Annotated in this window: 23 protein-coding genes; 20 read left to right on the top strand and 3 right to left on the bottom strand. The window is 60.8% G+C overall.

The features are described from left to right. Nucleotides 1-20: 20 nt before the first annotated feature. Genes murA through hisF form a run of 8 tightly spaced genes read left to right on the top strand, consistent with a single transcriptional unit; the run spans nucleotide 21 to nucleotide 7,246 of the window. Nucleotides 21-1,301 carry a UDP-N-acetylglucosamine 1-carboxyvinyltransferase gene (murA, locus tag ACTG4K_RS03765; RefSeq protein WP_439112854.1) on the top strand — a complete coding sequence of 427 codons (1,281 nt, stop codon included), beginning with the start codon at nucleotides 21-23 and terminating at the stop codon, nucleotides 1,299-1,301. Continuing rightward, nucleotides 1,298-1,951, top strand: coding sequence for an ATP phosphoribosyltransferase (hisG, locus tag ACTG4K_RS03760; protein ID WP_439112853.1), 654 nt, complete (start codon nucleotides 1,298-1,300; stop codon nucleotides 1,949-1,951). The genes murA and hisG overlap by 4 nt, the downstream gene beginning before the upstream one ends. Beyond that, a complete protein-coding gene (gene hisD, locus ACTG4K_RS03755) occupies nucleotides 1,948-3,291 on the top strand; it encodes a histidinol dehydrogenase (protein ID WP_439112852.1) in 1,344 nt (447 codons plus the stop codon). Before hisG ends, hisD begins: the two co-directional genes overlap by 4 nt. Next, nucleotides 3,288-4,388 (top strand): histidinol-phosphate transaminase, encoded by a 1,101-nt coding sequence (gene hisC, locus ACTG4K_RS03750; protein WP_439112851.1) that lies wholly within the window; start codon nucleotides 3,288-3,290, stop codon nucleotides 4,386-4,388. Before hisD ends, hisC begins: the two co-directional genes overlap by 4 nt. Nucleotides 4,389-4,393: 5 nt before the next feature. Next, nucleotides 4,394-5,005, top strand: coding sequence for an imidazoleglycerol-phosphate dehydratase HisB (gene hisB, locus ACTG4K_RS03745; RefSeq protein ID WP_439112850.1), 612 nt, complete (start codon nucleotides 4,394-4,396; stop codon nucleotides 5,003-5,005). A 13-nt stretch (nucleotides 5,006-5,018) separates the two neighbouring features. Beyond that, complete coding sequence (hisH, locus tag ACTG4K_RS03740) at nucleotides 5,019-5,681, top strand: imidazole glycerol phosphate synthase subunit HisH (RefSeq protein WP_439112849.1); 663 nt, start codon at nucleotides 5,019-5,021, stop codon at nucleotides 5,679-5,681. A 33-nt stretch (nucleotides 5,682-5,714) separates the two neighbouring features. Then, on the top strand, nucleotides 5,715-6,455 hold the full coding sequence (gene hisA, locus ACTG4K_RS03735; protein ID WP_439112848.1) for a 1-(5-phosphoribosyl)-5-[(5-phosphoribosylamino)methylideneamino]imidazole-4-carboxamide isomerase: 741 nt from the start codon (nucleotides 5,715-5,717) through the stop codon (nucleotides 6,453-6,455). A gap of 11 nt (nucleotides 6,456-6,466) precedes the next feature. Beyond that, the gene (gene hisF, locus ACTG4K_RS03730; protein ID WP_439113136.1) at nucleotides 6,467-7,246 is read left to right on the top strand and encodes an imidazole glycerol phosphate synthase subunit HisF; all 780 of its coding nucleotides are present in this window, start codon (nucleotides 6,467-6,469) and stop codon (nucleotides 7,244-7,246) included. Nucleotides 7,247-7,287: 41 nt separating this feature from the next. On the opposite strand, the gene ACTG4K_RS03725 is transcribed toward hisF, so the two are convergent. Continuing rightward, complete coding sequence (locus ACTG4K_RS03725) at nucleotides 7,288-7,782, bottom strand: LapA family protein (RefSeq protein WP_439112847.1); 495 nt, start codon at nucleotides 7,780-7,782, stop codon at nucleotides 7,288-7,290. A 109-nt stretch (nucleotides 7,783-7,891) separates the two neighbouring features. Between ACTG4K_RS03725 and hisI the strand changes: the two genes are divergently transcribed. From hisI to tatC, 7 genes are all read left to right on the top strand, one after another. After that, a complete protein-coding gene (gene hisI, locus ACTG4K_RS03720; RefSeq protein ID WP_439113135.1) occupies nucleotides 7,892-8,290 on the top strand; it encodes a phosphoribosyl-AMP cyclohydrolase in 399 nt (132 codons plus the stop codon). Between the two features lie 4 nt (nucleotides 8,291-8,294). Continuing rightward, nucleotides 8,295-8,681, top strand: a complete 387-nt coding sequence (locus ACTG4K_RS03715) for a phosphoribosyl-ATP diphosphatase (RefSeq protein ID WP_439112846.1) — start codon at nucleotides 8,295-8,297, stop codon at nucleotides 8,679-8,681. Continuing rightward, entirely contained in the window at nucleotides 8,678-9,064 is a 387-nt protein-coding gene (locus tag ACTG4K_RS03710) for a DUF4870 family protein (protein WP_439112845.1), read from the top strand. The genes ACTG4K_RS03715 and ACTG4K_RS03710 overlap by 4 nt, the downstream gene beginning before the upstream one ends. A 7-nt stretch (nucleotides 9,065-9,071) precedes the next feature. Next, complete coding sequence (locus ACTG4K_RS03705; RefSeq protein WP_439112844.1) at nucleotides 9,072-9,434, top strand: histidine triad nucleotide-binding protein; 363 nt, start codon at nucleotides 9,072-9,074, stop codon at nucleotides 9,432-9,434. A 123-nt stretch (nucleotides 9,435-9,557) separates the two neighbouring features. After that, entirely contained in the window at nucleotides 9,558-9,800 is a 243-nt protein-coding gene (tatA, locus tag ACTG4K_RS03700; protein WP_439112843.1) for a Sec-independent protein translocase subunit TatA, read from the top strand. Nucleotides 9,801-9,906: 106 nt separating this feature from the next. Continuing rightward, entirely contained in the window at nucleotides 9,907-10,404 is a 498-nt protein-coding gene (gene tatB / locus ACTG4K_RS03695) for a Sec-independent protein translocase protein TatB (protein WP_439112842.1), read from the top strand. After that, nucleotides 10,404-11,198 carry a twin-arginine translocase subunit TatC gene (gene tatC / locus ACTG4K_RS03690; RefSeq protein ID WP_439112841.1) on the top strand — a complete coding sequence of 265 codons (795 nt, stop codon included), beginning with the start codon at nucleotides 10,404-10,406 and terminating at the stop codon, nucleotides 11,196-11,198. The genes tatB and tatC overlap by 1 nt, the downstream gene beginning before the upstream one ends. Nucleotides 11,199-11,232: 34 nt before the next feature. On the opposite strand, the gene ACTG4K_RS03685 is transcribed toward tatC, so the two are convergent. After that, a complete protein-coding gene (locus tag ACTG4K_RS03685) occupies nucleotides 11,233-12,381 on the bottom strand; it encodes a trypsin-like peptidase domain-containing protein (RefSeq protein ID WP_439112840.1) in 1,149 nt (382 codons plus the stop codon). Between the two features lie 164 nt (nucleotides 12,382-12,545). Between ACTG4K_RS03685 and ACTG4K_RS03680 the strand changes: the two genes are divergently transcribed. The 3 genes from ACTG4K_RS03680 (at nucleotide 12,546) to pdxA (ending at nucleotide 14,677) form a co-directional block, all read left to right on the top strand. After that, nucleotides 12,546-12,686, top strand: a complete 141-nt coding sequence (locus ACTG4K_RS03680; protein ID WP_439112839.1) for a DUF3149 domain-containing protein — start codon at nucleotides 12,546-12,548, stop codon at nucleotides 12,684-12,686. A gap of 145 nt (nucleotides 12,687-12,831) precedes the next feature. Continuing rightward, nucleotides 12,832-13,608 carry a Nif3-like dinuclear metal center hexameric protein gene (locus ACTG4K_RS03675; RefSeq protein ID WP_439112838.1) on the top strand — a complete coding sequence of 259 codons (777 nt, stop codon included), beginning with the start codon at nucleotides 12,832-12,834 and terminating at the stop codon, nucleotides 13,606-13,608. 61 nt (nucleotides 13,609-13,669) lie between these two features. Continuing rightward, nucleotides 13,670-14,677 carry a 4-hydroxythreonine-4-phosphate dehydrogenase PdxA gene (gene pdxA, locus ACTG4K_RS03670; protein ID WP_439112837.1) on the top strand — a complete coding sequence of 336 codons (1,008 nt, stop codon included), beginning with the start codon at nucleotides 13,670-13,672 and terminating at the stop codon, nucleotides 14,675-14,677. A gap of 53 nt (nucleotides 14,678-14,730) precedes the next feature. Here pdxA and mscL read toward each other — a convergent pair whose 3' ends face one another. Continuing rightward, nucleotides 14,731-15,159 (bottom strand): large conductance mechanosensitive channel protein MscL, encoded by a 429-nt coding sequence (mscL, locus tag ACTG4K_RS03665; protein WP_439112836.1) that lies wholly within the window; start codon nucleotides 15,157-15,159, stop codon nucleotides 14,731-14,733. Between the two features lie 271 nt (nucleotides 15,160-15,430). On the opposite strand from mscL, the gene petA reads away from it, so the two are divergent. Beyond that, nucleotides 15,431-16,039: a ubiquinol-cytochrome c reductase iron-sulfur subunit gene (petA, locus tag ACTG4K_RS03660; RefSeq protein ID WP_439112835.1), complete on the top strand. Its 609-nt coding sequence runs from the start codon at nucleotides 15,431-15,433 to the stop codon at nucleotides 16,037-16,039. Between the two features lie 46 nt (nucleotides 16,040-16,085). Beyond that, nucleotides 16,086-17,519: a cytochrome b gene (locus ACTG4K_RS03655; RefSeq protein WP_439113134.1), complete on the top strand. Its 1,434-nt coding sequence runs from the start codon at nucleotides 16,086-16,088 to the stop codon at nucleotides 17,517-17,519. The last annotated feature ends 11 nt before the right edge of the window (nucleotides 17,520-17,530 follow it).

Here is a 17,530-nt window from a genome sequence, read left to right as displayed (position 1 = left end):
AACCAGCCTGAGCCGACCCCATGGACAAACTGCGAATCACCGGTGGCCGCGCGCTGCACGGCGAAGTCAACATTTCTGGCGCCAAAAACGCTGCGCTGCCCGAACTGTGCGCCACGCTGCTCACGGGCGATCCGGTCACGCTGACCAACGTGCCGCGCTTGCGCGACGTGGCCACCATGCGCCACCTGCTGGACAACATGGGCGTGAAAACCCAGACGCACGGCGAGCGTGGTGGCATGACGCTGCACGCGGCCGACCCGATCAACCCCGAAGCGCCCTACGAACTGGTCAAGACCATGCGGGCCTCGGTTCTGGTGCTGGGCCCGCTGCTGGCGCGCTTTGGTCGTGCCCGCGTGTCGTTGCCGGGTGGTTGCGCCATTGGTTCGCGGCCGGTGGACCAGCACATCAAAGGCATGCAAGCCATGGGTGCCGAGATTGCGGTGGAGCACGGCTACATGGTGGCCCAGCTGGCCGGGGGCAAAAAGCGCCTGCATGGCGCCCGCATTGCCACCGACATGGTCACGGTCACCGGCACCGAAAACTTCCTGATGGCTGCTGCCCTGGCCGAGGGCGAAACCCTGCTGGAAAACGCTGCCCAGGAGCCTGAGATTGCCGATCTGGCCGAAATGCTGATCGCCATGGGCGCCAAGATTGAAGGCCATGGCACCAGCCGCATCCACATTCAGGGGGTGGAGCGGCTGCACGGCTGCACGCACCAAGTGGTGGCCGACCGCATTGAGGCCGGTACCTTTTTGTGTGTGGTGGCGGCCACTGGTGGCGACGTGGTGCTGCGCCACGGCCGCGCCGACCATCTCGACGCCGTGATCGACAAGCTGATCGAAGCCGGTGCTGAAATTGAAGCCGGTAAAGACTCGGGCGGCGATTTCATCCGGGTCCGGGCATCGGGTCGCCTGAAGGCGCAAAGCTTTCGTACCACCGAATACCCGGGATTCCCGACCGACATGCAGGCCCAGTTCATGGCGCTCAACTGCATTTCGCACGGCACGGCCAAAGTCACCGAAACCATCTTTGAAAACCGGTTCATGCATGTCAATGAGATGGTGCGCCTGGGCGCACGCATCCAGACCGACGGCAAGGTGGCGGTAGTGGAGGGTATTGAAAAGCTGTCGGGCGCCACCGTGATGGCGACCGACCTGCGCGCCTCTGCCAGCCTGGTGATTGCCGGCTTGGTGGCCCAGGGCGAAACCATCGTGGACCGCATTTACCACCTGGACCGGGGCTACGACCAGATGGAAGAAAAGCTGCGCGGCATTGGCGCTGACATTGAAAGAGTGAAATGATCACCCTCGCCCTGTCCAAAGGCCGCATATTCGACGAAACCCTGCCGCTGCTGGCGGCCGCCGGTATTGAGGTGCTGGAAAACCCCGACACGTCACGCAAGCTGATTTTGCCCACCAACCAGCCTGGCGTGCGGGTGGTGCTGGTGCGCGCCACCGACGTGCCCACCTACGTGGAATACGGTGGCGCTGACATCGGTGTGACCGGCAAGGACACGCTGATTGAGCACGGTGGCCAGGGCCTGTACCAGCCGTTGGACCTGAAGATTGCCGCTTGCCGCATGAGTGTGGCGGTGCGGGCCGACTTTGATTACGCCAGCGCCGTGCGCCAAGGCTCGCGCCTGAAAGTGGCGACCAAGTACACAGCAATTGCGCGCGAGTTCTTTGCCAGCAAAGGCGTGCACGTGGACCTGATCAAGCTCTACGGCAGCATGGAGCTGGCCCCGCTGACCGGCCTGGCCGACGCCATCGTTGACCTCGTGTCGACCGGCAACACGCTCAAGGCCAACCACCTGATCGAGGTCGAGCACATCATGGACATCAGCTCGCGCCTGGTGGTCAACCAGGCGGCGCTCAAGCTCAAGCAGGCGGCTATTCGCCCCATCATCAACGCCTTTTCACAAGCCATTGAAAGCAACGCCGTTCCGTCATGACCCTCACCGCCGCCCCGCTTCGCCTGTCTACCCAGTCGTCCGATTTCGAGGCGCAGTTTGCTGCGCGCCTGCATTGGTCGGCCGACACCGACAGCGCCATTGAGCAGCGGGTGGCTGATATCCTGGCCGATGTGAAACAGCGCGGTGACGGTGCGGTGCTGCAATACACGGCCCGGTTTGATGGTTTGGAGGCGGCTGACCTGAGCGCACTGGAGCTGACCCAAGCCGAGTTGAAGGCTGCCTTTGACGGCCTACCCGATGCCCAACGCAGCGCGCTGGAGTCGGCGGCACGCCGTGTGCGCAGCTACCACGAAGCCCAGAAGAAGGCCAGTGGCGAGAGCTGGAGCTACCGCGACGAAGACGGCACGCTGCTGGGACAGAAGGTCACACCGCTGGACCGCGTGGGCATTTATGTGCCGGGTGGCAAGGCCGCATATCCGTCCAGTGTGCTGATGAACGCCATTCCCGCCCATGTGGCCGGCGTGGCCGAAATCATCATGGTGGTGCCCACGCCGCGCGGTGAAAAAAACGCACTGGTGCTCGCCGCCGCCTTTGTGGCCGGCGTTACCCGCGCTTTCACCATCGGTGGCGCGCAAGCGGTGGCCGCACTGGCCTACGGCACGGCCACCGTGCCCAAGGTCGACAAAATCACCGGCCCCGGCAACGCGTACGTGGCCAGCGCCAAGAAACGCGTGTTTGGTACCGTGGGCATTGACATGATCGCCGGCCCGAGCGAGATCCTGGTGCTCGCCGACGGCAGCACGCCGGCCGACTGGGTGGCGATGGACCTGTTCAGCCAGGCCGAACATGACGAACTGGCGCAAAGCATCTTGCTGTGCCCGGACGCGGCCTACCTCGACGCGGTTCAGGCAGCCATTGACCGCCTGCTGCCCGACATGCCGCGCGCGGCCATCATCGCCAAAAGCCTGAACGACCGCGGTGCGCTGATCCTCACCCGCGACATGGAAGAGGCCTGCACTATGAGCAACCGCATCGCGCCCGAACACCTGGAAGTGAGCAGCAGCGAACCGCACCGCTGGGAACCGCTGCTCAAGCACGCTGGCGCCATCTTCCTAGGTGCCTACACCAGCGAGAGCCTGGGTGACTACTGCGCCGGCCCCAACCACGTGCTGCCCACCAGCGGCACGGCCCGTTTTTCTTCCCCGCTGGGTGTGTACGACTTCCAGAAACGCAGTAGCCTGATTGAAGTGAGCGCCGCAGGCGCCCAAACGCTCGGCGCTATTGCTGCCGAGCTGGCCTATGGCGAAGGTCTGCAGGCTCACGCCCGCGCCGCTGAGCTGCGCTTGGATGTGGTGCCGCCGATGCGGGCAACGAAATGACTGCCATGAATACCCCGAACCCCTTGCGCTTTATCCGTCAGGACATTCAGTCCATGCACGCTTACGCCATCCAGGACGCGACCGGTATGGTCAAGCTCGATGCGATGGAAAATCCCTTTGCCTTGCCGCCCGAGCTGCAAGCCGAGCTTGGCCAGCGCCTGGGCGCCGTGGCCATCAACCGATACCCCGGTGCCCGCATTGACGATCTGAAGCTGGCGCTGGTCCGCTATGTGGACTTGCCAGACGGCTGCAGCCTGATGTTGGGTAATGGCTCCGATGAACTGATTTCCTTGCTGGCCATGGCGTGCGACGTGTCCGGCGCGTCCATCGTCGCACCGCTGCCCGGTTTTGTGATGTACGCCATGGGTGCGCAATTGCAGGGCCTGGCCTTCCACGGTGTGCCGCTCACGGCCGACTTTGAGCTGGATGAGGCCGCCATGCTGGCCGCGCTTCGCGAGCACCAGCCCGCCATCACCTACATCGCCTACCCCAACAACCCCACCGCCAACCTGTGGGACCCGGCCGTGATCCGCCGATTGATCGCCGAGGCTGCCACCTTTGGCGGCCTGGTGGTCATGGACGAGGCGTATCAGCCGTTTTCCAGCCGCAGCTGGCTCGACGAAATTCGTGCCAATCCCGCAGCCAATGCCAATGTGTTGTTGATGCGCACGTTGTCCAAATTCGGCTTGGCTGGCGTGCGCTTGGGCTACATGCTGGGCCCGCAGGCGTTGGTGCAAGAGGTGGACAAACTGCGCCCGCCCTACAACGTGAGCGTGCTCAATGCCGAATGTGCCCTGTTTGCGTTAGAACATGCCGAGGTGTTTGCACAACAGGCCAGCCAAATTTGTGCACAGCGTGCGCTGCTGATGCAGGCGCTGGCCAACATGGCGGGTGTGACGCCCTTCCCGAGCGATGCCAACATGGTGCTGGTGCGGGTGCCCGATGCCGGGCGAAGCTTCGACGGCCTCAAGGCGCACGGCGTGCTGGTCAAGAATGTTTCTAAAATGCATCCTTTGTTGAACAATTGTTTGCGCTTGACGGTGGGAACACCGGCTGAAAACGCGCAGTTGATCGACGCCCTTCAAACTTCCCTATGACCCAGATGCCTTCCGCAACCCCCGTGGCCGACCGTGTCGCTCAAGTGCAGCGCAACACCGCGGAAACGCAAATCAGCATCCGCGTCAACCTGGACGGCACCGGTGCGGCCAGCCTGTCCACCGGCATTGGTTTTTTCGACCACATGCTCGACCAGATCGCCCGCCACGGGCTGATCGATCTCGACATCCAGGCCAAGGGCGACCTGCACATTGACGGCCACCACACGGTGGAAGACGTTGGCATCACGCTCGGCCAGGCCTTTGCGCAGGCAGTGGGCGACAAAAAAGGCATTCGCCGCTACGGTCACGCCTACGTGCCGCTGGACGAAGCGCTCTCGCGCGTGGTCATCGACTTTTCGGGCCGCCCAGGCCTGCACATGCGCGTGCCGTTCAAAAGCGGCATGGTGGGTGGGTTTGACACCCAGCTGGCCTTTGAATTTTTTCAGGGTTTTGTCAACCATGCCGGCGTCACGCTGCACATTGACAACTTGCACGGCGAAAACGCCCACCACCAGGCCGAAACCGTGTTCAAAGCCTTTGCCCGCGCCTTGCGCATGGCACTGGAACGCGATGCCCGCATGGGCGATGTGATTCCCTCCACCAAAGGCTCCCTCTGAGCGGGTCCATCTGATGAAACGCAAGACAGTCGCCGTGGTGGACTACGGCAGTGGCAACCTGCGCTCGGTGTCGCAGGCCGTGAAGCACGTGGCGCTCGCCAGCGACGTGGAAGTGCTGGTCACCGCCCGTGCCCAAGAGGTGTTGGACGCCGACCGCGTGGTGTTGCCAGGCCAGGGGCACATGGCCGATTGCATGAGCGAACTGGCCGCTTCGGGCCTGATGGAAGCGGTGTTGCACGCGGCCGCCAACAAACCGCTGTTTGGTGTGTGTGTCGGCATGCAAATGCTGCTCGATCGCAGCGAAGAGGGGCCCACCGATGGTCTGGGATTGATCCCGGGCGAGGTGGTGCGTTTTCAGCTCGCTGGCCGACTGCAGGCCGACGGCAGCCGTTTCAAGGTGCCTCAGATGGGCTGGAACCAGGTTTTTCACGACCTGGGCCGCGGTCCAGCCCACCCGTTGTGGGATGGCATTGCCGACGGCGCTTACTTTTATTTTGTCCACAGCTACTACGCCAAGCCGGCCAACCCGCAGCACAGCGTGGGCGAGGCCGACTACGGCGGTCGCTTTTCGGCAGCCATTGCCCGCGACAACATTTTTGCCACCCAGTTTCACCCCGAGAAAAGCGCCGATCAGGGTTTGGCGCTGTACCGCAACTTCCTCCACTGGAAGCCCTGACTCCAACCGTTTCCTTCTGATACCGACACCATCATGCTGCTGATTCCTGCCATTGATCTGAAAGACGGCCAGTGCGTTCGCCTCAAACAAGGCGACATGGACCAATCCACGGTGTTTGGTGAAGACCCTGCCGCCATCGCTCGCAGCTGGGTTGACAAAGGCGCGCGCCGTGTGCACTTGGTGGATCTGAACGGCGCATTTGCCGGCAAGCCGAAAAATGAACAGGCCATTCGCGCTATCTTGAAAGAGATTGGCTCCGAGGTGGATGTGCAGCTTGGTGGCGGTATTCGCGATCTCGATACCATCGAGCGCTACCTCGATGCCGGCTTGCGCTACGTCATCATCGGCACCGCAGCCGTGAAGAACCCTGGTTTCCTGCAAGACGCCTGCACCGCCTTTGGTGGTCACATCATTGTGGGTCTGGACGCCAAAGACGGCAAGGTGGCCACCGACGGTTGGAGCAAGCTCACCGGCCATGAGGTCGTTGATCTGGGCAAAAAATTCGAAGACTACGGCGTCGAATCCATCATTTACACCGACATTGGCCGAGACGGTATGCTGTCCGGCATCAACATTGACGCCACCGTCAAGCTGGCGCAAGCCCTGTCCATTCCTGTGATCGCCTCGGGTGGCCTGTCCAACTTGGACGACATTCGCGCGCTCTGCGGCGTGGAAGATGAGGGCGTTGAAGGCGTGATTTGTGGTCGCTCCATCTACAGTGGCGACCTGGACTTTGAAGCCGCCCAGCAGCTGGCCGACGAACTCAACGGATGAATCGGCCCGCCATGCTCGCCAAACGCATCATTCCCTGCTTGGACGTCACCGGAGGCCGCGTGGTCAAGGGCGTCAACTTTGTCGAGCTGCGCGACGCTGGCGACCCCGTCGAAATTGCGGCCCGCTACAACGACCAGGGAGCCGACGAGCTCACCTTCCTGGACATCACCGCCACCAGCGACGGCCGCGACCTGATCCTGCACATCATCGAAGCCGTGGCTTCCCAGGTGTTCATTCCGCTCACCGTGGGTGGCGGCGTGCGCACAGTGGACGATGTGCGCCGCCTGCTCAACGCCGGGGCCGACAAAACCAGTTTCAATTCAGCCGCACTGGCCAACCCGCAAGTCATCCGCGATGCTTCCGACAAATACGGTGCCCAGTGCATCGTGGTAGCTATCGACGCCAAGCGCCGCCTGGGTGAAGACCTGCTGGCCCGGGGCGCAGGCTGGGACGTGTATAGCCATGGTGGTCGCAAAAACACCGGACTCGATGCCGTGACCTGGGCCCGCCAGATGGCCGAACACGGTGCCGGCGAAATTCTGCTCACCAGCATGGACCGCGACGGCACCAAGAGCGGTTTTGACCTGGCCCTGACGCGGGCCGTGGCCGATGCGGTGGACGTTCCCGTGATAGCCTCTGGCGGTGTGGGCAACCTGGACCACCTGGCCGACGGGGTGCAACAGGGTGGGGCTGACGCGGTGCTGGCGGCCAGCATCTTTCACTACGGGGAATACACCGTGGGACAAGCCAAGGCGCGCATGGCTGAGCGCGGTATCCCGGTGCGTCTGTAAGCGGGAGGCTCGCCTCGCTGTTCAGCGAGGCTGAAGCGACTCTACTGTCCGCTGAGGCGCTGCTGCAGTTGGCGCTCCAGACGGTCTTCCATCTCACCAATGCTGGCGCCCAGGCCGTTCCCGGTCTGCTCAATCACCTCCGTCAGCGCCGTTTGCAGGCTGTCCATCTTCTGGTGTGTCTTCTCAGACAATGCCTGCTCGCGGACGGCGGTGGCCTGCAGCTCAGCCTGCAAAAATTGGCGCAGTTCGGTGAACCTGGATGCCTCGGCGTTGTCTGCCAATATGCGCTGTTCGGTCACTTCGCGTGTGATGCGCCGCACCTCCATGAGGTGCACCGTCTGGTGGTACACAAGAGTGAGCAAAAACACCACCAGCACCAAGACCAGCATGCCCAGCAGCACAAGACCCAACGGGGCCTGCACCTCGGACAGGGCGAAGTTGAGTGTGGTCGGTGTCAAGATGGCTTCCAAGTTGAGCGCGACAAACCCGGCTACCAGCAAAATGAAGACGATCAGAAAAAGGGTGCGAAATTTCATAGGAATCCTCCCGGTGCAGGCTGCGTCAGCGAGGGCTGGGCGGTGAATGCAAAGGCCATCGTACGCGCAACCCGGATGCGCCAGCCAAAGTGTGTAACGCGCATGGTAGATTCATGGCATGAATTGGCTTGAAGAAGTGAAGTGGGACGCCCAAGGCTTGGTCCCCGTGATTGCGCAGGAAGCCGCCACCGGCGACGTGCTGATGTTTGCCTGGATGAACCGTGAGGCGCTTGAAAAAACAGCCGAGCTGGGTCGTGCGGTGTACTTCAGCCGGTCGCGGGGCAAGCTCTGGTTCAAAGGCGAAGCGTCTGGGCATGTGCAAACGGTGCACGACATCCGCCTGGACTGCGACAACGATGTGGTCTTGCTAAAGGTGACCCAGCTGGGGCACGAGCCTGGCATTGCCTGCCACACCGGGCGCCACAGCTGCTTTTTCCAGCGCTATGCAGGTGGTGCCTGGCAAGCGGTTGATCCGGTGCTCAAAGACCCCGAATCCATTTACAAATAACCTTATGTCCAACACCGATGACCTGGCGCGCCTGGCGGCCGTGATCGAAAGCCGCAAGCCGGCCAATGGCGGCGATCCCGAAAAAAGCTACGTCGCCCGATTGCTCCACAAAGGCCCTGACGCCTTCCTCAAGAAAATTGGCGAAGAGGCGACCGAGGCCGTCATGGCGGCCAAAGACTGCGACCACGGCGGTGATAGCCAGAAACTCGTCAACGAAATTGCCGACCTCTGGTTTCACAGCATGATTGCGCTGGCCCACTATGGCAAAACACCGGCCGACGTGGTGAACGAACTGGTGCGCCGCGAGGGTTTGAGTGGCCTGGAAGAAAAGGCGATGAGGAAAGTCCTGGCGCGCGAATCCGATACCTTGTCTTCGGCAGGCCATTCATGAGCGACTTCATTGACGTCAAAGCCACCGACAGTGAAAAAGCCCAGTCGCTGAAAAGCGTGGGCTGGGTGAGCTACATCCTGCACCTGATCGTGGCGGTTGCCGCTGTGGTGCCCGGCGCGCAAGTGGGCGCTGGCTTGCTCATCGTGGCGCTGGTGATTGACCTGGTGAAAAAATCAGACGCGGAAGGTACCTGGCAGGCCAGCCATTTTTCGTGGCGCATCCGTACCGTGATCTGGGCTGGGGTGCTGTACGTCGTCACCATTCCGCTCTGGTTTCTCCTGGTGTTGCCCGGCATGATTGCCTGGGCTCTAATTTCTATTTGGTTTCTCTACCGCATCGTCAAGGGCATGGTGCGCATGAACGCAAGCCAGTCCATTGACTGACATATCCATGAGCGCACACGATCCCAACTGCATTTTTTGCAAAATCATCGCCGGCCAGATCCCGTCCAAAAAAGTCTTTGAAGACGAAGACATCTTCGCCTTTCACGACATCCATCCCTGGGCACCGGTGCACTTTCTCATGGTGCCCAAGCTGCACATTCCTTCTATGGCGCATCTGACAGCCCAGCACGAACAGCTGGTGGGGCGCATGATGCTCTTGGCCCCCAAACTGGCCATGGAGCAAGGCTGCAACCCTTACCCGGACGGCGGTTTCCGCATGGTTTGCAACACCGGTACCGAGGGCGGGCAGGAGGTGCACCACCTGCACATCCACGTGATGGGCGGCCCGCGCCCCTGGCTGCGGGGCTGAACGCCCGAAAGTACGTTTGGCACCAAGGTCCGGTTTTTTGGCCGAGCCCGTACTGAACTCTTGTGCCGGCTTAGAATCCCACCCGAAGCGTTCAACGCGTTACTTTTATATTTGGAGAATACGATGGGTTCCTTTTCAATCTGGCACTGGTTGATCGTGCTCTTGATCGTGGTCATGGTCTTTGGCACCAAGAAGCTGAAAAACATGGGCTCTGACTTGGGCGGTGCTGTCAAAGGCTTCAAGGACGGCATGAAAGACGGCGGTCAAAGCGCGGCTGACGCCGAGTCGGCCCCCGCTGGCCAGGTGACGCAAGACACCCGCACCGACAAAAACGCGATCGACGTCGAAGCCAAGCAAAAAAGCTGACTTCCCCACGTCGATCTTCACCCGGTTGACCGCGCTTGTGTGCGTGGTCGAGCCAGGTTCAGGGCCTTGCTTCAAGGCTCCGCATTGCCCGCAGGATGGCTGATACATGATTGATCTGGGCATTTCAAAGATTGCTCTCATTGGGGCGGTGGCGTTGATCGTCATCGGGCCAGAGAAACTGCCGCGCGTGGCCCGCACCGTGGGTGCGTTGCTGGGTAAGGCTCAGCGTTACGTCTCGGACGTGAAAGCGGAGGTCAGCCGTTCGATGGAGCTCGAAGAGCTCAAGAAGATGAAGGACTCGGTGGAGAGCGCTGCCCGCGATGTGGAATCGTCCATGCAAAGCGGTGCCAGCGACTTCGAAAAATCCTGGTCTGAGGCCACCGCCGGTTTGGACGGATCGTCATCTTCTTATGGGCCGGACGCGCACCACAGCATCGGCTCGGACCTGCACCCCCATTACAAACACCCCAAAAAGAACTGGCGCATCAAGCAAAAGGCCATGCCCCAGTGGTACAAGGCTCGCACCGGTGTGCGTACCCGTACCCAGTCTGGAGCCGCCCGTGTGGCGCGCTTTCGGCCCCGTTCTTCTTCTGCGCCCCGCTGATGTCCGACCCCAAAGATTCCACCGACGAGCTCGCCGGTTCCGAGCAGCCGTTTGTCCAGCACCTGATGGAGCTGCGCGACCGCCTCCTGTACGGCGTTGTCGGGCTGGCCATTTGTATGGCTTTGCTGGCGTTTTGGCCGGGTCCGAGCGGGTTGATCGATCTGATTGCTGTGCCCATCCGTGCGCACATGCCGCCAGACGCCAAGCTCATCGCCGTGGGTGTTTTTTCACCGTTTTTTGTGCCCATCAAGGTGCTGGCCATGGCGGCGCTCTTGCTGTCCTTGCCTTGGTGGATGTACCAGGTCTGGGCCTTTGTGGCGCCGGGTTTGTACAGCCACGAAAAACGTTTTGCGATTCCACTGATTTTGCTGGGCAGTTTGCTGGCTTACGTTGGCATCGCTTTTGTGCAGTTTTTTGTGCTCGACAAAATGTTTGGCTTCATTCAGCAGTTCACACCCGACAGTGTGGCCGCCACGCCAGACATTGCCTCTTATGTAGAAGCCATCTTGTCGCTGTACCTCGCCTTCGGCCTGGCCTTTCAGGTGCCGATTGTGGTGGTGCTGCTGGTGAAGATGAACATGGTCACGGTGAAGCAGCTGCGCGATTTTCGCGGCTACTTCATTGTGGTGGCGTTTGTCATTGCGGCCGTGGTCACGCCGCCCGACGTGATCTCTCAGTTGGCGTTGGCAATACCCATGTGTTTGTTGTACGAACTGGGTATTTTCGGTTCCCAGTGGTTCATCAAACAGTCTGCGCGGCCATCAGATGCAGCCGCCGAGGACAGCGCCAAGTAAGCTGCACGCTGGAGTCGTGCAGCGCTTTTAGTGCTTAGCGATTCAGCGGCTGTGATGGCGCTGTTCGGCGACCAGGGGTGACTGTTACTTGCGTTTTGCCGTCGCGCCGCACCACATCCATGGCGGCCGGTGAACCGGGCGGCAGTGCCGCCACCGCGGACAGCAGCTGGGCCACTGTGCCGACTTCACGCCCTGCCACGCGTGTGATGACATCGCCCGGGCGCACGCCGGCCAGGGCTGCGGGGCCGTTTTGCAGCACGCCGGTGATGATCACACCCCCGCCGGTTGGGATGCCAAAGCTCTCGGCGAGTTCTGGGCTGAGCTCTTGTGGCTCCACACCGATCCAACCGCGGGTTACCTGGCCGTCGCGCACGATCGCTTCCATGACGCTGCGCGCGGTAGAGGTGGGAATGGCAAAACCAATACCCATGGAGCCGCCCGACCGGGAGTAAATGGCGGTGTTGATGCCCATCAGGTGACCATTCACGTCTACCAGCGCCCCGCCTGAGTTGCCGGGGTTGATGGCCGCATCGGTCTGGATAAAGTTTTCAAAGGTGTTGATGCCCAGCTGGGTGCGACCCAGCGCACTGACGATGCCGCCTGTGACGGTTTGCCCTACGCCAAAGGGGTTGCCAATGGCCAGCACCTGGTCGCCAATGGACAGAGCGTCCGAGTTGCCCAGCGTGATCACAGGCAGCTCCGTCAACTCGATTTTGAGAATGGCAAGGTCTGTTTCCGGGTCGGTACCGATCACCTGGGCAATGCTTTTGCGGCCGTCGTTCAGCATCACTTCAATCTCGTCGGCTTCTTCGATGACATGGTTGTTGGTGAGGATGTAACCCGCAGGGCTCACGATGACGCCCGAGCCCAGGCCCGTTTGCGGCTGAGCCTGAGGCTGGTCACCAAAGAAGAACCGGAACCATGGGTCACCGCTGTGCATGTTGTTCACGGCGGACTTGCTCGTGTTGATGCTCACCACCGCCGGCGAGGCGACACGGGCTGCACCACTGAAACCGCTGGTGTTGCCGGCCGAGTGGGCGGGTGCAGCCGATTCCAGCACCGGCACCACGGTGGTCAGATGAGGACGGCGGTCCAGCCATTGCGGCTTGAGTGTGGCCACGATAAAAAAGGCAGCCAGCAGCACGGTGACGGATTGGGCGAAGACAAGCCAGAGTCGTTTCATGGGTGTTTTTGAGACAAATGTGTTGTGGGCAGGCCGGCGCCGCTCATGGGATTGTCCTGCATATGGTTGCCGAGGCTCTGAGTTCAAGCGGCTTGACCCATGTCAAGGCGCGCGGGCAGTGGACGCGGTGCAATGAAACCTTTGTTAGAGGAATGGAGTAAAAAATGAAAGCCATCGCGGATCTCTTTTCGACCGATTACGGCCTGTTCAGTATTTCTGGCATTATTTTCATGATCGGCATGGCGATTTGGTTTTACCGGTTTTTTACACGCAAGATGCTGGAGTCGGAACGGGCGCAGCGCTGATCCTTTTCAAGGTGGGTTCGTGCCGCGAGCGATACAGGCTGTGTTGATGCACGCGGTCTGGTCTGCGCAGGCTGTCAAAATGAACAAGTGGGTTGGTTTGTAACTAGACCAGTCCTGCACCACTTTTTTCAAGACAGGCCTTTCCATGAAGACACCCAGTCACCCGGTTTCACGCACCACGTTGCTGGAAACGTTGAACGGTTTGCTGCAGCCAGCCCTTTTCACTGACTATGGCCCGAATGGGTTGCAGGTGGAAGGGCGCCAGCACATCCACAAGTTGGTCACCGGCGTCACGGCCAGTCGGGCCCTGATCGACGCAGCGATCGCTGAAGGAGCCGATGCCATCCTCGTTCACCATGGCCTTTTTTGGCGGGGTCAGGATGGATGCGTCACCGGCTGGATGAAGCAGCGGCTGGCGCGCTTGCTTGCCCACGACATCAACCTGCTGGCCTACCACCTGCCGCTGGATGCTCACCCCATATTCGGCAACAACGCCCAGCTGGCGCTGCGCCTTGGTGTGGTTGCGTTTGATGGACCGGCGGGCCGTTTCGGCGCCCAATCGTTGGGGCTGATGGGGCGGCGGAAGTCAGCGTCTGCGGCCGAACTTGCGGCCCATGTGGCGCAGTCACTGGGGCGTGCCGTGACCTTGGTGGTCGAACCCGACCGACCCATCGAGCGCGTGGCGCTGTGCACGGGTGGTGCACAGTCTTACTTTGAAGCCGCTATTACCGCCGGTGCCGACGCGTTCATCACCGGTGAAATTTCGGAGCCTCAGGCGCATTACGCGCGCGAGTGCGGTGTGGCCTACATTGCCTGCGGGCACCATGCTTCAGAGCGCTATGGCGTGCAGGCAGTGGGTGCCCATGTGGCGCAGGCGCTTGGCCTTTTTCACCAGTTCATTGACATCGACAACCCCGCCTGAGGCCTACCTCATGAAGCCCGCTGTGGATAAGACCCCGTTGAATAAGCCCGTGGTGATAAGCATGGGCGATCCTGCTGGAATTGGCCCTGAAATCATCGCTCAGGCGTTTCATGAGCGACCCGGCCTGATGCGGCAGGTGGTGGTGGCGGGGGACGTGTCGACCTTGCGACGTGCCATCCAGTGCGTGGTGGGTGCATCTGCGCAGTCCCTGCCACCTCCCATGTTGGCTGAATTGAATGGTCTCGAAAATTTCAGCCAGGTTCCGCCCGGCTGTATGGCCGTTGTTCAAGCGTGTTCACTGCATCAACCCGTACCTTTGGGGCAGGTCAGCGCCGACGCGGGCCAAGCCGCTGCCGACTGCATCCGGTTTGCTGCAGGGGCTGCTTTGTCGGGGCAGGCGCGTGCTGTGGTGACTGCACCCATCCACAAAGAGGCGCTGGCTGCTGCGGGTGTGGCTTTTCCAGGGCATACCGAGCTCTTGCAAGCGCTCGCAGCTGAGCACCTGGGTATCGCCGTCTCGGCCTTGCCCGTACGCATGATGCTCAGCTGTCCGGGTCTGCGCACGGTTTTGGTGAGCATCCATGTGTCGTTGCGCCAAGCGCTCGACGCGGTTACGCCAGAGCAGGTCTTGCAAACCCTGCGTATCACACAAGCCCACTTTCGTCTTTGCGGTCTGGAGCAGCCTCGCGTAGCGGTGGCGGGTCTCAACCCGCATGCGGGTGAGGGCGGATTGTTTGGGCGTGAAGAGATAGATGCCATTGCCCCAGCGGTAGCGCAGGCCAGGGCTGAAGGCATGGATTGCAGCGGCCCGTATGCGCCCGATACGGTTTTCATGCGCGCTCGCCAGGGGGCGTTTGATGTGGTGGTCGCGATGTACCACGACCAGGGCTTGATTCCTGTGAAGCTGCTGGGCCTTGAGCATGGGGTCAACACCACGCTGGGCTTGCCCTTTGTCCGCACCAGCCCGGACCACGGTACCGCCTTCGACCTCGCTGGCACCGGGAGAGCCAGTGCAGCCAGTTTGCTGGCAGCGCTGGATGCCGCACTGGAGACCACTGCGGCCCCGTAAAAAAAGCCGCTGCGCCTGGGTGGCGACAGCCGCTTTGATTGGGTTGCGCGGGTTTATTTGCGAAGGCTGTCGCGAATTTCGCGCAGCAGTATCACGTCTTCAGGCGTCGCAGGCGGTGCCGCCGTTGAGGGCGCTTCAGCGCGTTTCATGCGGTTGATCTGCTTGACCATCATGAAAATGATGAACGCCAGAATCAGGAAGTTGATCGCCACACTCACAAAATTGCCGTAGGCCAAGGTTGGAACGCCGGCTGCCTTCATAGCTGCTAGCGTAGGAGCTGTGCCCTCGGGTACGGTGCCCAGCGCCAGATAGAGATTGGAAAAATCGAGGCTACCGAAGATCGAGCCCACCACGGGCATGATCACGTCGTCCACCAGGGAGCCCACGATCTTGCCGAATGCGCCGCCAATGATCACACCCACAGCCAAGTCGATCACATTGCCCTTGATGGCAAACTCCCTAAATTCCTGCATCATGCTCATGGCATCTTCCTTCCGATAAGTTATTGAGATGGGTCGGCACTGTTGGCACGCAAAACACGTTTGGATACTCAGCCAGTGTTCAAACCTGGCGCTAATTTTGCCACCGCAAACCAACGCATTACAAGCTGCTGACAGGCCGGGCAGCTGTTGTGCTTTTGCATCGTGACAATAGCCCAGTCCCGTACCCCGGCAAGCCACAGTGCGGGCCGTTGGGTCCAGTACAATCCCGGGTTGTCCCTAGTGTCCTCTCGAACCAGTTTGAAAGATCCCCATGAGTGAAGCAACCGTCGATGCGACTGTGGATAGCAGCCGCCGAACTTGGCTGATCACATCCTGCGCCATGGGTGGCGTAGGTGCAGCCGCTGTCGCTGTCCCCTTCGTTAGCAGTTTTCAGCCGTCCGAGCGGGCCAAGGCAGCTGGCGCAGCCATCGAAGTCGACATTTCCACGCTCGCACCCGGCGAGAAGCGTGTGGTTGAGTGGCGTGGCAAGCCCGTGTGGATCATGCGCCGCACGCCTGAGCAGTTGGCGGCACTTGAAAAGCAGGAAGACCAGCTCGCCGATCCCAATTCGGATCGCAAGGCTTACCCCACTCCCGAATACGCGAAAAACCGCCACCGTTCCATCAAGCCCGATGTGCTGGTGGCCGTGGGCATCTGTACCCACCTCGGATGCTCTCCCAGCGACAAGCTCTCCCCCGGTCCGCAGCCTTCGCTGCCCGACGACTGGCAGGGTGGTTTCCTGTGTGCTTGCCATGGTTCCACGTTCGACGTGGCCGGGCGTGTGTTCAAGAACAAGCCGGCGCCTGACAACCTCGAAGTGCCACCGCACTACTACCTGTCCGAGACGACCCTGTTGGTCGGCGAAGAGAAGAAAGCCTGAGCTGCCGTACTTCGCAGTGCAAGCAGACACCTGACCTCAGAGGCAAATAATGGCTGAATTCAAAGAAATTTCCCCCGACGCCCCCTTGGGCCAAAAAGCACTCAATTGGGTCGACAACCGGTTTCCGTTGTCCAAGCTCTACAACGAGCACCTGGCTGAGTACTACGCACCGAAGAACTTCAACTTCTGGTACTTCTTCGGGTCGCTTGCGCTGTTGGTGCTGGTGATTCAGATCGTGACCGGCATTTTTCTGGTCATGCATTACAAGCCCGATGCCAACCTCAATGCCGCAGGCGTTCCGGTGGCCTTCGCGTCGGTCGAATACATCATGCGCGACGTGCCTTGGGGCTGGCTCATTCGCTACATGCACTCCACGGGCGCCTCGGCCTTCTTTGTGGTGGTGTACATGCACATGTTCCGTGGCTTGATCTACGGTTCCTACCGCAAACCGCGCGAGCTGGTGTGGGTGTTTGGGTGTGCCATCTTCCTGGTGCTGATGGCTGAAGCATTTATGGGATATTTGTTGCCTTGGGGTCAGATGTCCTACTGGGGCGCCCAGGTGATCGTCAACCTGTTCTCTGCAATTCCGTTTGTGGGCCCTGACCTGGCGTTGCTCATCCGTGGTGATTTCGTGGTGGGCGATGCCACCTTGAACCGTTTCTTCAGCTTCCACGTCATTGCTGTGCCGCTGGTGCTGCTGGGTCTGGTCGTGGCGCACATCATTGCCCTGCATGAAGTGGGCTCCAACAACCCTGACGGCGTTGAAATCAAGGGTCCTGGTGCGCCCAAGGACGCCAATGGTCATCCGCTGGACGGCATCCCGTTTCACCCGTACTACAGCGTGCACGATGTTCTAGGCGTGTCCGTGTTTCTGATGGCGTTCTCTGCCATCGTGTTCTTCGCGCCTGAATTGGGTGGCTACTTCCTTGAGTACAACAACTTTATCCCGGCCGACCCACTGGTGACGCCGTTGCATATTGCGCCCGTTTGGTACTTCACGCCGTTCTATTCCATGCTGCGTGCCATCACCAACGAGATGATGTACGCCCTGATTGCCTGCGTGTTGCTCGGTGCGATACTGGGTGTGACCAAGGCCAAGATCGGCAGCGCCATGAAGGCCGCTGTCGTGGGTGGCGCTGTGGTGGTAGTGGCCCTGATGCTGGCTATCGACGCCAAATTCTGGGGTGTGGTCGCCATGGGTGGCGCAGTGGTTATCCTGTTTGCCCTGCCATGGCTGGACAACAGTCCGGTCAAGTCCATTCGCTACCGTCCCAGCTGGAACAAGTGGCTGTACACCGTGTTTGTGATCAATTTCCTGATCTTGGGCTATCTGGGTGTGCTGCCGCCATCGCCTATTGGTGAGCGTGTCTCCCAGGTGGGCACCTTGTTCTACTTTGGCTTCTTCCTGCTGATGCCTTGGTGGAGCCGGATTGGTGAATTCAAGCCCGTCCCGACCCGCGTCACGTTTACGCCTCACTGAGCCCCAACCAG

The sequence above is a fragment of the Hydrogenophaga sp. genome (genome assembly GCF_965657535.1).
In the GTDB taxonomy this organism is placed as follows: domain Bacteria; phylum Pseudomonadota; class Gammaproteobacteria; order Burkholderiales; family Burkholderiaceae_C; genus Hydrogenophaga.
Note: the sequence above shows the minus strand (reverse complement) of the source record. Positions and strands in the feature narration are given on the sequence as shown.